This window comes from Rickettsiales endosymbiont of Stachyamoeba lipophora, assembly GCF_003932735.1.
Lineage (GTDB): Bacteria > Pseudomonadota > Alphaproteobacteria > Rickettsiales > 33-17 > RICK01.
Map to the genome: position 1 here is coordinate 1,309,646 of NZ_CP033611.1, position 15,158 is coordinate 1,324,803.

9 protein-coding genes and 3 pseudogenes are annotated in these 15,158 nt (G+C 33.0%); 8 read left to right on the top strand and 4 right to left on the bottom strand.

What is annotated here, in order from left to right; genetic code table 11:
• Positions 1-11: 11 nt before the first annotated feature.
• The 3 genes and pseudogenes from EF513_RS06025 to EF513_RS08185 form a co-directional block, all read left to right on the top strand.
• Positions 12-215 (top strand): annotated as a pseudogene (locus tag EF513_RS06025) (helix-turn-helix domain-containing protein); the annotation flags it as partial.
• A 167-nt stretch (positions 216-382) separates the two neighbouring features.
• Positions 383-589: a type II toxin-antitoxin system RelB/DinJ family antitoxin gene (locus EF513_RS06030; RefSeq protein WP_125216504.1), complete on the top strand. Its 207-nt coding sequence runs from the start codon at positions 383-385 to the stop codon at positions 587-589.
• A 32-nt stretch (positions 590-621) separates the two neighbouring features.
• Positions 622-863, top strand: a pseudogene (locus EF513_RS08185) (type II toxin-antitoxin system YafQ family toxin); the annotation flags it as partial.
• 52 nt (positions 864-915) lie between these two features.
• Here the strand turns inward: EF513_RS08185 and EF513_RS08065 are convergent.
• From EF513_RS08065 to EF513_RS06055, 4 genes are all read right to left on the bottom strand, one after another.
• Positions 916-1,059, bottom strand: coding sequence for a helix-turn-helix domain-containing protein (locus EF513_RS08065; RefSeq protein ID WP_241208577.1), 144 nt, complete (start codon positions 1,057-1,059; stop codon positions 916-918).
• Positions 1,060-1,423: 364 nt separating this feature from the next.
• Positions 1,424-2,413, bottom strand: coding sequence for a response regulator transcription factor (locus tag EF513_RS06045; RefSeq protein WP_125216505.1), 990 nt, complete (start codon positions 2,411-2,413; stop codon positions 1,424-1,426).
• A gap of 4 nt (positions 2,414-2,417) precedes the next feature.
• Positions 2,418-3,722 (bottom strand): sensor histidine kinase, encoded by a 1,305-nt coding sequence (locus tag EF513_RS06050; protein ID WP_125216506.1) that lies wholly within the window; start codon positions 3,720-3,722, stop codon positions 2,418-2,420.
• Between the two features lie 108 nt (positions 3,723-3,830).
• On the bottom strand, positions 3,831-5,006 hold the full coding sequence (locus EF513_RS06055; RefSeq protein WP_125216507.1) for a Rossmann-fold NAD(P)-binding domain-containing protein: 1,176 nt from the start codon (positions 5,004-5,006) through the stop codon (positions 3,831-3,833).
• 448 nt (positions 5,007-5,454) lie between these two features.
• On the opposite strand from EF513_RS06055, the pseudogene EF513_RS08190 reads away from it, so the two are divergent.
• The 5 genes and pseudogenes from EF513_RS08190 to EF513_RS06080 all read left to right on the top strand — a co-directional run.
• A pseudogene (locus EF513_RS08190) lies at positions 5,455-5,535 on the top strand (IS5-like element IS711 family transposase); the annotation flags it as partial.
• 48 nt (positions 5,536-5,583) lie between these two features.
• Complete coding sequence (locus tag EF513_RS06065) at positions 5,584-5,829, top strand: transposase (protein ID WP_125216508.1); 246 nt, start codon at positions 5,584-5,586, stop codon at positions 5,827-5,829.
• A gap of 476 nt (positions 5,830-6,305) precedes the next feature.
• The gene (locus EF513_RS06070) at positions 6,306-7,775 is read left to right on the top strand and encodes a hypothetical protein (RefSeq protein ID WP_125216509.1); all 1,470 of its coding nucleotides are present in this window, start codon (positions 6,306-6,308) and stop codon (positions 7,773-7,775) included.
• Between the two features lie 173 nt (positions 7,776-7,948).
• The gene (locus EF513_RS06075; protein WP_125216510.1) at positions 7,949-9,760 is read left to right on the top strand and encodes an F-box protein; all 1,812 of its coding nucleotides are present in this window, start codon (positions 7,949-7,951) and stop codon (positions 9,758-9,760) included.
• 630 nt (positions 9,761-10,390) lie between these two features.
• Complete coding sequence (locus EF513_RS06080) at positions 10,391-15,124, top strand: ankyrin repeat domain-containing protein (protein ID WP_125216511.1); 4,734 nt, start codon at positions 10,391-10,393, stop codon at positions 15,122-15,124.
• Positions 15,125-15,158 lie beyond the last annotated feature (34 nt).

Consider the following 15,158-nt stretch of genomic DNA (forward strand, 5'->3'; position numbering starts at 1 on the left):
AGGATAACCTCATGAATTATAGTAGTGAAAGAATTATCAAAAATAAAGTAAGACTTTTAAACTTAGCCGAAGAGTTAGGAAATATTTCTAAAGCCTGTAAAGTAACGGGTTTCTCTAGGGAAACATTTTACAGATATCACAGAGCGGTTAATGAAGGAGGAATAGAAGCGCTTCTTGATACAAACCGTAGAAAGCCAAATCTTAGTAAAGTTGTGATCGCTACTTTTATTCAGCCGATTGAAGAAATAATTATTAATGCTGAAGTAAAACAAACAGCTTGATCTTGCATCTAAAACTTATTAATTTGTATGACGTGTGTAATACAATGGTATCTAAGATGACTCGCAAAAATAGCATAGTAAATGCTAGGATTAATAGCTAACTGAAAAAGAAAGCAGAACAAATTTTGCATCAAGTAGGCCTTTCATCAGTAGAAGCTGTAAGGTTATTTTACACCCAAGTTTGCTTACATAAAGGATTGCCTTTTGAAGCAAAAATACCAAATAGAGCAACTGTAAGAGCGATAGAAGACGCTACTAAAAGAAAAACCAGCAGAGCAACCAACATAGATGATATCCTAAATGATTAACCATCATATTGGAACTTTAGTATACTAATCAATTTAAGAAAGACATTAAGCTTCTAAAGAAAAGAGGAAAAAACCTTGCAAAGATTCAGAAGATAATTGAGATATTAGTAATAAAAGTTGATTTACCTATAAAAAATAAAGATCATATTTTGTAGGAAATTGGGATGGTTTTAGAGAACTTCATATAGAACCCGATTGGCTTTTAATATATAAAATCATTCATAACACCTTAATTCTTACTAGATCAGGAACACATATAGATCTTTTTAAATAGGATCTAAACCAATGCTTAAATACAATATAGAAAACGACCAAACATCTTAAGATTAATAATCTAAATATTTATATAAAGTATCTCTAGAAATTTTTAAGTCTCTTGCAATTTGCGCTTTTGGTTCTCCCACAGTGATTCTTTGTTTTAGCTGTTCGGTTTGTTCTTCATTTAAAATTCTTTTACGGCCTTTGTACATCCCTCTTTGTTTAGCAAGGTGGATACCCTCTAGCTACCTTTCTTTACTTAATGATAATTCAAATTCTCCATACGCTCCAACAATACTTAAAATTAAGTTTGATATGGGTGAATTACCACTTACACTATTTATAATAATGATATGACACCATTTTTTAACATTGGTGATTTAGTGGGCGGGATTTTCCAGGAAAGTAATTTTGAAAAGATTGTATTACCAAGCTAAGTTCAGGAAAAATCATCTTTAGACGATTCATGATAGCCAAAAATAACAGTTTTAACTTGATCGCCCTTAATCCACAAAATGATTCTGATGAACCAATAATCTACAATGCCCATATAAAGGAGCTAGCTCCTTTATTATTTCATCGAGTTAAATTATAATAATTATTAAAAGATAATATTTTATCTTTATCAATATTCATGTTTTCATTAATTAAAGTATAACAATAGCTACCTGATTTACATACTAATTTTTGTGCAGGATGCAAAAATGGTTTTAAATCTTTAATATCAATACTTTCCTTATCACCGCAATGAAAACAAAGCATAAGTTTTTTATTTTTTAACTCATTGATTGTAGCTTTATCTAGTATACCTTTCTTTTCTTCCTCTATTGCTATTTCTTCTATATCAGCTTCAGGATATATAAATAATCTATAACAATTGCCATCTTTATCAACCATAAGAAAGCAGCCATATTCTTCAAACAAATAATGCTCAACTATATTATGCTTTTTAATAATATTATAAAATAATTCTCTAAAAGCAGAATCAGCAAGAACCGTGTAAGGATTATCAGATATAATAAGATTGGCGACCATGGAAGATAGGCTATTGAAGTAACTTTTTTCTGCTTCTATTATCGCTTGATTAACTTTATTGATAGCATCTATATCAGTTTTACTTATAAAGTGGCTAATTAGCCCTTGATTGAAAGCCTTTACCGCCAAGTGTTCGTCAGCAGCGCCAGTAAGTAATATCTTTTTAATATTAGGATCAGTAATAGCAGCACAAATTTCTAAGCCATTTACCCCTGGCATATCATAATCTACTATTACACATGAAATTTGCGCAAAGCGATTAGGATTATATATTTCTTTATATAAATCAGAAATGTTAAAATTAATTGCCCTACTCTGATACCCTTCCCCATAAATTTCCTCAGCAAATCGCTTAGTAAAATTATCTGGATGATAGCTCTCTTTACAAAACTTCAGCGCCTCTATAGCATTACTATAGGTTAAATACTTACGATCTGAATCTAAAGCCATATTTAAGTTTGATAAAAAGATTTTATTATCATCAATTAAAACTACAGTAGTAGGAAAATAACATATGGGTAAAATGTTCATTTCTTTAATCCTCTAATTTTTGAAAGCTTAATGTAAACTGAGTATATTCACCAGCTTTTGAATCACAACTAATTTTACCTTTGATTTTTTCCATTACTTCTTTACAAAAAGCAAGCCCAAGTCCTGTACCATGCCTGGTATCTGTATTAAATGGTTTAAATAAATTAACCATAGCCTTTTGAGAAATGCCAGCACCTGTATCTTTAAAATATAATTTATTATACTTATCTCCTAATTCTATCCAGATCTTAATATCTCCTTTGCCCACTGCTCTAACATAATAAATAGCATTCTTAAGCAGGTTAAATAATACATGAATAATTAGTAACTCATTACCCTTAAATTTGAAGTCCTGAGTGTGATCAAAGTTAACCAGCTCCCTCTCTCCTTCCATAAAAGAGTATTGCGTTAGTGCCTTGCTAATACATTCTTTAAATGAACAAATATTATCTGTATTGATATTATCTATTTGTTTTAAACGCATGAGCATCATATCAATTACAACATTAGCATCATTAGCCAACTGACTAATATTATGAGGAAGTTTTTCTAATAAGTTTAGGTTAGTTTTTGGTATGTTTTCTGAAATCATACTCTGTTCTTTTGCTATCGAATAACCTTTAATCAGTATAGGTAGATATTTTTTAAAAGCATGTGCAGCAGCTGTAATTCCTGCAAGGGGAGTACGCATCTCATGAGCTATTATTCCACTTAGTACCTTCATTGCGCTGATCTTCTCTTGGTATATTTTATGCTGTTTAGTAGAAAAAATTATAAAATAAATAATGGGAGGAATGTAGCTCCCAAATACTCCAATAATATTAGAAGGAAGCTCACTATGACTTGAGGTAAACCAAAACACTGCAAAAGCTAATACACTACCTATGGTAAAAAGGAATATATAAGAAATAACTCCAACAAATAACGTTAAAATTGTTAACCCTACTAAACCATTAATTTGCCATATATTTGAATTTGGGTTTTTTAATAACATAAAACCAAAGAAAAAAGGTAAGCAATAGAGTAACGTTATATACCAATGAATATGTAAATACTTATCTGCTATACTTTGTGGTAAATACTTAGCAAACAATATAGGAACAGCCAAAGCTGCCACTATCAAACGAAGGTATAAATTTTCATAATCTTGCGTGGTAAAAAATAATGAATTTAAAAAATAAAAACCTATATACCCAATGAAAAGTAATAATCCTAAGCTAGCAAGGTGTCCTTCTGTATTTTTAAATTCCTCTTTAATATGGTTGTTTATCTTTATTATAAAATAGTTAGTACATTTTACTTTTATCATACAATTGTTTAAAACTAATAATTTTACTTATTTGTTAAAATATATCATATTTAAGTGAAGTTAAACAATGCTTTTATATTAATAAGCAGCCTATATTAATTAAAACAATTATACCAACTCTTCTTTGGCTTTATATACCATATGCATAGGTGATAGATTTATTTCTAAGAATTTATCAAGGATAGCTTGTTGGTAGCTTGGCTTCAGTCTTACCAACCCTTTTTTTGTTACTTTTGAAATTAATAATTGGTAAACACCCATAAACATTAATGCTATAACTAGTTGTATTTTCTCCATCTCAACACTATCATAATCACTTCCCTTAAAGTTTAATGGAAATCCAGAGTTTAATAAGTATAAGTCTTTCGCTTTAATTATCTCATGGCAATTCGTAGTCGTATCTACCAATTGTCGTAAGTAAACCACATCAAACTCTCTATCGGATGATGATGCGCTGGCTAAGATCGCCCCTTTTTTAAGTAAACTATGTTGATGATAATTAATTGAAGTTGTTCCCGTAGTGCCAATGATTAAATCATAAGTAGCTAAAACTAAATTATGAAAAGATATATTACTTTTATAATCTTTTATGTCATACATGGTAACGTCAAATTTATTTTGCAATGTTTTCTTCAGCTTACTTCCTATTGATCCATTACCTATAATTAAACATTTATTAACTGGTATATTTAGTTGATCGATATTCCTGAGAAGCTCCTTAGTGATAGATTGGGCGATCATTGGTGACTCCACTCGAAGTTTAACAAAAGATCTGGCTATGTTTACCACTGGAAAATTAAGGTTCTCCTTTTTAAGCTTATTACTTCCTGCAGTAGTTTGTTCTACTCCAAAAATATGCCTATAACCTTCAAGTTTATGATTGACTACTGTGATTAATTCACCACCATCATCTATAATTATTAACTTTGCATCAGTTGGAATTTGCATTCTTCTTAACTGGCTTTCTACAAACAAATTTATATTTTCGATAAACTGCTCATCAAATGATCTATAACTATCAAATTTACTACTCGAAGGACATACATAAATACCTTCTTTCATCATATTTTGCATAGCTAGGTTACTAGTAGAATAGCATTTACCTATCAGAGCTGTATTTTCAGACTTTAAACCTAATTTTATCATTGAGCGTAACATTAAATGCACTGACGGTAAAATATGCTGGCACGCTAAAACATAAGTATTTTCAAATGCATTTTTGGCTAAGAATTGAGCCATATCTCTTACTAAAGGAAGTTCTTCATATTGAGTATAATCTCTCATACTTTCCCTGTACAACTTTTGCCCATAACCTTTTGAAAAACAAACTGAATATATACTTATTTAGCATTCATTATAAAAATGTAAAGTTTCTATATTAATTTCAACTTATTTTTAATTAATTGTTAATAGTTAAATTCATATAATAATATTTTTAAAATATAAAATATGCAAAAATGATGCTATCAGAGGATAAAACTACTACTTAAACTAGGTTCTGTGAAGATTTCTATAATTTAATGGTAGCAAGTAGTTGAATAATAGGTAATGGTTGGTAATTTGTAGTTGCGAAACAGAAACAAATTACCGAGATGAAATATTACATAGGAAAAGAGAATGGGAACAAATTTTATAATATATTAAAGCCTCGCAAAGATATTAGATGCAAGGATGAGAAAAAATCTAGGGTTTTTATCGAAGCGATCTGGTATGTAGTTAGAGTGGATACCAGTGGCGATTATTACCAAGTAACTATGGTTCATGGCGGGCGATCCATGCGCGATTCCGGAGATGGTCAATGAAGGGAGTATAGCAAGAATTATTTCAATCTTTACAGGCAGATCCGGATTTAGAGGCCACCATGATAGATTCAACTATCGTAAGGGCACATGCCTGTAGTGCTGGATATTATGAGAGCAGCCAAGACCAAGAAGCCTTAGGGCGGAGTAAAGGTGGCTTTACTACCAAAATTCATGCGTTAGTTGATGCTTTGGGAAATCCGCTAAAATTCATTCTTACTCCAGGGCAGAAAAATGATATAACTCAAGCTGAAAATCTCACTAAAGATATAGTTAATACTACGATAATTGCTGATAAAATGATTTAGCTGCTGCTTTAACAATTAATACTACTCTCACTTCTCTTGATTTATGTCATAATTACATAAAAGCTGCGGGAGCTAGCGCCTTAGGCAAAGCCAGCGCTTATATTAAAAAGACTCAAAATAGAGATATTACAATTATTCTTAGAGAGGAGGATTGGGGAATAATTTTCGAGGAAGCAAAAAACGAAGAGTTAGCAAGATTAGAACAACTAGAGGCACAAGAAAAATTAAAATCCCCAGAATTTCAACAAGCCGAGAGTTTTGTAGATATGGTAGCGAGTAAAGGTAAAGAACGTGGAATTTTTTAAACACCTTTATTAACCCTTTGCTATAATTAAGGTCGGTTTATTGCCGGCCTTTTTTTATAGTTTTGAAGCTAAGCCATTTTGCTAAATAGAAGCTTTGCCTTGGTTAACAGCTTTACTTTTTATTAACTAAATGTTAATATCTGGCGGATTGTAATAATATAGGTATTAATTATGACTAACGAAACATTAAATACTCAAGTAACTACATTGGATAATGGCCCTACTGCTAATCTTCACTCTCTTCCAGAAGATTTGGCCATCAACATTCTAAGCTTTCTCTCATCTAATAAAGATATTGCTAATGGCAAGCTAGTACTAAAGGAATGGCAGGAATATGCTAAAAAAGCTTTAGCCTACTATGCTAAAGGAAAGTTTGATCTTAAATATATTGATACTGCTTTCTTATCTAAGCTGCAAGTTCCTTTAAAACACGCCAGAACCTTTATAGATTATAGATATAAAGACCTGCAAGAGGATAAAAATGATATCCAGCTTGATAGATACTTTGAGGGTAATGCAGCTGCAATTACACTAATCGCTCAAAAGACAGTTACAGTAGCAACTCTTATAACAATATTAAAAGATTTAGAGAAAAAGCAGCAGCAAATTAATAGCAAGCAGAAAGTTGAGATAGAATATACTATAAATTCTTTAGAAGGTTTAGTTAATTACATTAAAGCATATGATCAGCTACAAAATAAGCCCTACTTATTAAAGATTGATTTTAATCAAAATGAAAGCCCAAGCAATAATGATTTCATTAACCCCCTATTAAATATTATTAAACTTAGTAATAACCAAAATCCACCAGAATTTATTAACATAAGCGATAATAATGAAGTTACCCAAGTAACTTATGATCAAGCTAAACATATTGCTAATCATATTACTGTTCTTGAATTAGCACACTGCGCCATAGGAGATATGGGAGCTAAAACAATAGCTGGGTATTTAAAAACTAATACCACTCTTGCTTCTCTTAACTTAAGTTGGAATAACATAGGAGCAGAAGGAGTTCAAGCAATAGCAGATGCCTTAAACACTAACAAAGCTCTTAGATATCTTAACTTAAGGCATAATAGCATAGGAGATGCGGGAGCTAAGGATTTAGCTGATGCTTTAAAAATTAACAAATCTCTTAGCTCTCTAAATTTAAGATATAATAGCATAGGAGCTGCGGGAGCTAAGGATTTAGCTGATGCTTTAAAAGCTAACACTACTCTTGCTTCTCTTGACTTAAGTGCTAATAACATAGGAGATGCGGAAGCTAAGGATTTAGCTGATGCTTTAGCTCTTGCTTCTCTTAGCTTAAATTGGAATAACATAGGAGCTGCGGGAGCTAAGGATTTAGCAGATGCTTTAAAAACTAACACTGCTCTTGCTTCTCTTGACTTAAATTGGAATAGCATAGAAGATGCAGGAGCTAGCGCCTTAGGCAAAGCCAGCGCTTATATTAAAAAGACTCAAAATAGAGATATTACAATTGTCCTTAGAAAGGATTTGGTAATAATTTTCGAGGAAGCAAAAAACGAAGAGCTAGCAAGATTAGAACAACCAGAGGCGCAAGAAAAATTAAAATCCCCAAAATCTCGTTTTGTAGATATGGTAGCAAGGCAAGAGAAACAATGTAGAATTTTTTAAACACATTCATTAATCCTTTGCTATAAAATAGGTCGGTTCATTGCCGGCCTTTTTTTATAGTTTTGAAGCTAAGCCATTTTGCTAAATAGAAGCTTTGTTTTAGTTAACGACTTTATTTTTACTAATTTTACGTTAACATATCCGCAGTTTTATTATTAATATAGGTTCGCGTAATGACTAACGAAACTTTAGATACTCAAGTAACTGCTTTAAATAATGAGCCTGATGATAGCTTGCTTCCTTTGGATGTAATCTACAATCTTTTTGGTTTTCTTCCTAATAAAGATTTAGCTAGGCACAGGTTAGTATCTAATAAATGGCAGAAATATGTTAAAAAAGCTTTAGCCTACTATGCTAAAGGGATGTTTGATCCTAAATATATTGATACTGCTTTCTTATCTAAGCTTCAAGTTCCTCTAGAACACGCCAGAACCTTTATAGATTATAGATATAAAGGCCTGCAAGAGGATAAAAATGATATCCAGCTTGATAGATACTTTGAGGGTAATGCAGCTGCAATTACACCAGGCGCTCAAGAGGCAGTTACAGTAGAAACTCTTATAAAAGTATTACACGATTTAGAGCAAAAGCAGCAGAAAATCAATAGCAAGCAGAAAGTAGAAATAGAATATACTATAAATTCTTTAGAAGGTTTAGTTAATTACATTAAAGCATATGATCAGCTCAAAGATAAGCACTACTTATTAAATATTAATTTTAATAAGATGGAGAACTCATCATGCCTCCTCCTATTATTAAATATTATTAAGCTTAGTAATAATCAAAATCTACAACAACGTATTAACATAAGCTATAATAATGAAGTTATCCAAGTAACTTGCGATCAAGCCAAACATATTGCTAACCATATTACTGTTTTTGAATTAGCATACCGCCATATAAAAGCAGAGGGGGCTAAAACAATAGCTGATGCTTTAAAAGCTAACACCACTATTACTTTTCTTCAGTTGAAAAGTAATAGCATAGGAACAGAGGAAGCTCTAGCAATAGCAGATGCTTTGAAAACCAACACTACTCTTGCTTCTCTTAACTTAGATTGGAATAGCATAGGAGCTGCAGGCGCTCTAGCAATAGCAGATGCTTTAAAAGCTAATACCACTCTTACTTCTCTTAACTTAAATTGGAATGACATAGGAGCTGCGGGAGCTCTAGCAATAGCAGATGCTTTAACAACTAACAAAGCTCTTAATTCTATTACCTTAGAAGAAAATAGCATAACAGATGTGGAAGCTAAGGATTTAGCTGATGCTTTAAAAATTAACACTACTCTTACTTCTCTTAACTTAGATGAGAATAGTATAGGAGCTGCGGGAGCTCTAGCAATAGCAGATGCTTTAAAAGCTAATACCACTCTTACTTCTCTTAACTTAGATAAGAATAGTATAAGCTATACAGGAGCTAAGGAGTTAGCTGATGCTTTAAAAACCAACACTACTCTTGCTTCTCTTAACTTAAATCGGAATAGCATAGGAGATGCGGGAGCTCAGGAGTTAGCTGACGCTTTAACAATTAACACTGCTCTTAGATCCCTTAACTTAGAATATAATAGCATAGAAGATGCGGGAGCTAAGGAGTTAGCTAATGCTTTAAAAACTAACAAAGCTCTTAGATCTCTTAACTTACGGCATAATAAAATAGGAGATGCTGGAGCTCAAGCAATAGCTGATGCTTTAAACATTAACAAATCGCTTACTTCTCTTAACTTAAGAGATAATTACATAGGAGCAGAGGGAGCTGGCGCCTTAGGAAAAGCCAGCGCTTATGTAAAACAGACTCAAAATAGAGATATTACAATTGTCCTTGATGATGATTTGATAATAATTTTCGAGGAAGCAAAAAAAGAAGAGCTAGCAAGGTTAGAAAAGCTAGAGGCACAAGAAAAATTAAAATCCCCAGAATTTCAACAAGCCGAGAGTTTTGCAGATATGGCAGTAAGGCAAGAGAAAGGACGTGGAATTTCTTAAACACATTTATTAATCCTTTGTTACAAGAAAGGTCTGTTTATTGCTGGCCTTTTATTTTTCTTGGGTCTTTAAAATTATCCCTGCTAAACAAAACGGCCGTTTTGTGGATACTAATATTTAAGAGTAACCTTTATACATAAATCGGTTCTGCACCTTAGTAATAAAAATAGAATTTAAATATCTATAAAGCTTTTGATTTTAAGTACTTATATTTAATACATCATCCTACTGTTCATAAAACACCTATTAATCGACGAAACTTATCGCCTTTTAAAACGTTGATCTATTTGTATTTGATAGTTCCTCCGATCAAATACTTATACTTCAAATTTAATTAAAATTATAATTTCGAAAAAAGTCTATTATTTATCTGTATTTAGCGGTAAGAAGTTTGTGCTTTAATAATAAGATTTTTAGAGAGTTAATATTATGTATTGTTTAAATATTTATTACTGACCTACCTACCAATAGCTTTTACTTAAATCTTATAGACAAGATTGAGAAAATCTCAATAGTGTAAAATTTTTGCATCAATATATTTAATACTTACTTTTTTTTAAGAATATGGTAATATTAATTTATTAATATCTGCGTACATATCCCCATGTGAGTGGCAAGGAAGGTGTTATTATGAGCATTAAGATAATTCAGTCATTTATCAATGGGCACTCTACAGTAAGCTTAGAGCAGGCCTTAAAAGCCATTAAGAGTTTAAACAAAGAAGAATTGATTACACCTAACTGTTGGGTTAACACTAATGATCAAAACAGCTTGTTACAATATCTGTTAAGGCCTGATTTTGGACTTAGTGACAATGCAAAAGCTAATAGATTAGCCTTAATTAGGGGAATACTTGCTAACCCGCATGCCCAGAGTGCAATTAAAGTCATTAATCACTTAGCTGAAGTAATTAATCCAGAACAGCTTTTAGATGAGTTAGAAGATACGATAGATGATACAGACGAGTATATAGAACAAACTGCTAGCCAAGAGTTTATTAAAGAAAATGGTGAAACTAGCATATTAAAAGCGATGAATCTAAATGAGCCTGCTATAATCTGGTTGATGCTTACCAACCCTAAAATTATAGCTCAAGCTGATTTGATAAATGGCGCAATTAAGCTAGAACAGCTAAAAGCATTATTTAATACTATCCAACCGAATGATACAGATAAATTGATTAAAACGCTTAGCGAGCATAATGATCGCGATGAAGTAACAATTGAAACCTTATTACCTTTTGCGATCAGCCATGGGTTTAGTAGTATAGCAGGATTCTTGCTCAATACAGAACACGATCTTAACTTAGCTCCAACCGAAACAGAATTATTGCAAGCAGATGGAACAGTAACAAGAATACTTAACTCTAACAATGCTGTCACTGCTGCTATAGTGAATATTGGGCGCAATAAGGATAACCCGGAACGGTTATTAACAGGCTTTCATATCTTACAAGCATTATTGCTTAATCCTAAGGTTGGTCTTGGGCTAAGCTTCAAGGCAGAAGCCGATGTGGTTTCTACCATTGAAGGATATATTATCAGTGCGCTGGAGGAAATACCTACACTAGTAGATGGTAAATTGATATTATTACCTTTATGCCAAAAGCATGAACAAGCCCAAAAGGAACATCTTACCTCATTAACTACCCATCAACTGAAACAAATAATTAATGCACTAGTAGTCACTTTAGATATGGACCAGTTAAGTAGCCAAGACTTGGTGATATTACAAACATTATATAGCTTAGTATATTATAACCCTCCTAAGCAGAAGCTTAGCGAGCTGATAGAGCCAGATTATTATCAAGTTCAACCTCGACTTAATTTGAAGGAAAAGCAACGAAGACAGCAAAGCTTAACAATAAACAAGAATAAATTAGAAGAGGTTAATAGTAAGTGGCTGAGTAACTTTGATAATATCAGTAATGAGCAGGCCTTTATCAATCAGTGCAACCAGCTCATTAGCCAGGGCGCCGACGTTAATGCTCAGGATAATGATGACTATACCGCTTTAATATTGGCTGTTTCCAGAGGTCACACTGAAATCGCAATAAAGCTGCTAGAAAAAGAAGGTATCGACGTTAATGCTCAGGATAATGATGGTAATACCGCTTTAATATTGGCTGCTTACAATGGTCACGTTGAGATCGCAATAAAGCTGCTAGAAAAAGAAGGTATTGACGTTAATGCTAAGGATAGTGATGGCGAGACCGCTTTAATATGCACTGCTTACAATGGTCATATTGCAATAGCAACCGCACTGCTACAGACCAAGGGTATTGATGTTAATGCTAAGGATAATGATGGCAATACTGCTTTAATATTGGCTGCTTCCAAAGGTCATATTGAGGTAGTAAAGGTATTGCTACAAACAAAGGGTATTAAGGTTAATGCTAAGAATAAATATGGTAATAATGCTTTAATATTAGCTACTGACAATGGGCACATAGAGATAGCAACCGCACTGCTAGAAAAAGAAGATATTAATACTAAGAATAAAACAGTAAACAAGAGTAAGTTAGAAAAAATTAATAGCAACTGGCTGAGTAATTTTGATGATATGAGTAATGCACAGGCCTTTATCAATCAATGCAACCAGCTAATTAGCCAGGGTGCTGACTTTGAAGCTAAAGATAATAACGGTTATACTGCCTTAATGGTGGCTGTTTCCAAAGGGCACATTGATATAGCAATAAAGCTGCTGCAGACAAAGGGTATTGATGTTGATGCTCAGGTAGAACAAATAGCTAATGCTTTAGTGGCAACTCTAGATATGGACCAGCTGAGCAAACAAAACTTAATAATGTTACAAACATTATATAAATTAGTGCGTTATATTTCTCCTAAGCAGAAGCTTAGTGAGCTCATAGAGCCGGATTGTTATCAAAATCATTTTGATCTTAGCCCGGAGGAAAAACAACAAAGACAGCAAGCCTTAACAATAAACAAGAAAAAACTAGAAGAGCTTAATAGCAACTGGCTGAGTAACCTTGATAATATCAGTAATGAGCAGGCCTTTATCAATCAGTGCAACCAGCTAATTAGCCAGGGCGCTGATGTTAATGCTCAGGATAATGATGGCTATACCGCTTTAATATTGGCTGCTTACAATGGTCACGCTGAGGTCGCAATAAAGCTGCTAGAAATAGAAGGTATTGATGTTAATGTTCAGGACAAAGATGACGAGAATGCTTTAATATGCGCTGCTTCCAATGGTTACACTGAAATAGCAACAAAGTTGCTACAAGTAAAAGGTATTGATGTTAATGCTCAGGATAAGTATGGTGAGACCGCTTTAATAGCGGCTACTGACAATGGTCACACTGAGATAGCAATAAAGTTGCTAGAAATAGAAGGTATTGATGTTAATACTAAGAATAAATATGGCGAGACCGCTTTAAGGTTTAGTGCTCAAAAGGGTCACATTGCGATAGCAACCGCACTGCTACAGACAAAGGGTATTAAGGTTAATGCTCAGGATAATGATGGCAATACTGCTTTAATATGGGCTGCTTACAATGGTCACGCTGAGATAGCAATAAAGCTGCTAGAAACAGAAGGTGTTGAGGTAAATGCTGTAGCTAATGATGGCGAGACCGCTTTAATATTGGCTGCTGGTTGTGGTCACATAGAGATAGCAACCGCACTGCTACAGACAAAGGGTATTAAGGTTAATGCTCAGGATAATATTGGCAATACTGCTTTAATATGGGCTGCTTACAATGGTCACACTGAGATAGCAATAAAGCTGCTAGAAAAAGAAGATATTGATGTTAATGCTAAGAATAAATATGGTAATAATGCTTTAATATTAGCTACTGGCAATGGGCATATAGAGATAGCAACAAAGCTGCTAGAAAGAGAAAATATTGAGGTTAATGCTAAGAATAAAAATGGTGATAATGTTTTAATATTGGCTACTGAAAAGGGTCACACAGAGATCGCAATAAAGCTGCTAGAAAAAGAAGATATTGAGGTTAATACTAAGAATAAAAATGGTGATAATGTTTTAATATTGGCTACTGAAAAGGGTCACACAGAGATCGCAACAAAGCTGCTAGAAAAAGAAGATATTGAGGTTAATACTAAGAATAAAAATGGTGATAATGCTTTAATATTGGCTACTGAAAAGGGTCACACAGAGATCGCAACAAAGCTGCTAGAAAAAGAAGATATTGAGGTTAATACTAAGAATAAAAATGGTGATAATGCTTTAATATTGGCTACTGAAAAGGGTCACACAGAGATAGCAACAAAGCTGCTAGAAAAAGAAGATATTGAGGTTAATGCTAAGAATAAAAATGGTGATAATGCTTTAATATTGGCTACTGAAAAGGGTCACACAGAGATAGCAACAAAGCTGCTACAAGCAAAAGGTATTGATTTTAATGCTAAAAATGATGCTTTAATATTGGCTGTTTGCAAAGGCCACATAGAGATAGCAACCGCACTGCTAGAAAAAGAAGATATTAAGGATCATTATAACAATGCTGCTTTAATATTGGCTGCTTCCAAAGGTCACACAGAGATAGTAACAAAGCTGCTACAAGCAAAAGGTGTTAATGTTAATGCTAAGGATTATAATAACAATACTGCTTTAATATTGGCTGCTTCCAAAGGTCATATTGAGGTAGTAAAGGTATTGCTACAAACAAAGGGTATTAAGGTTAATGCTAAGAATAAATATGGTAATAATGCTTTAATATTAGCTACTGACAATGGGCATATAGAGATAGCAACCGCACTGCTAGAAAAAGAAGATATTGATGTTAATGCTAAAAAAAATAATGATAGCGAGACCGCTTTAATATTAGCTACTGACAATGGGCATATAGAGATAGCAACAAAGCTGCTAGAAAGAGAAAATATTCAGGTTAATGCTAAGAATAAAAATGGTGATAATGCTTTAATATTGGCTGCTGAAAAGGGTCACACAGAGATAGCAACAAAGCTGCTACAAGCAAAAGATATTGAGGTTAATGCTAAGAATAAAAATGGTGATAATGCTTTAATATTGGCTGCTGAAAAGGGTCACACAGAGATAGCAACAAAGCTGCTACAAGCAAAAGGTATTAATGTTAATGCTAAGGATAAATATGGTGGCGATACTGCTTTAACATTGGCTGCCTCCGAAGGTCACACAGAGATAATCACAAAGCTATTACAAGCAAAAGATATTAATGTTAATGCTAAAAATAATAATGGCCAAACTGCGATGAATATAGCGAATCAAAAAGGTTATACAAGTATAGTGGAGTTAATAAAAAATAGGCTTAATAAGATTAATAGAGTGCCGGAAGCAAAAAGAACATTTGTATCTAGGCTTTTTGCTCAGGCTACATCTTATATAGGTTATAAATAATATCCCTAATTTTTAATAGTATCTGGCTATGATT

Excerpts from the sequence above, each read along its gene's own strand:
- EF513_RS06075 (WP_125216510.1), top strand. The coding sequence starts at position 7,949 with ATGACTAACGAAACTTTAGATACTCAAGTAACTGCTTTAAATAATGAG.
- EF513_RS06055 (WP_125216507.1), bottom strand. The coding sequence starts at position 5,006 with ATGAGAGATTATACTCAATATGAAGAACTTCCTTTAGTAAGAGATATG.
- EF513_RS06070 (WP_125216509.1), top strand. The coding sequence starts at position 6,306 with ATGACTAACGAAACATTAAATACTCAAGTAACTACATTGGATAATGGC.
- EF513_RS06065 (WP_125216508.1), top strand. The coding sequence starts at position 5,584 with ATGATAGATTCAACTATCGTAAGGGCACATGCCTGTAGTGCTGGATAT.
- EF513_RS06045 (WP_125216505.1), bottom strand. The coding sequence starts at position 2,413 with ATGAACATTTTACCCATATGTTATTTTCCTACTACTGTAGTTTTAATT.
- EF513_RS08065 (WP_241208577.1), bottom strand. The coding sequence starts at position 1,059 with ATGTACAAAGGCCGTAAAAGAATTTTAAATGAAGAACAAACCGAACAG.
- EF513_RS06080 (WP_125216511.1), top strand. The coding sequence starts at position 10,391 with ATGAGCATTAAGATAATTCAGTCATTTATCAATGGGCACTCTACAGTA.
- EF513_RS06050 (WP_125216506.1), bottom strand. The coding sequence starts at position 3,722 with ATGATAAAAGTAAAATGTACTAACTATTTTATAATAAAGATAAACAAC.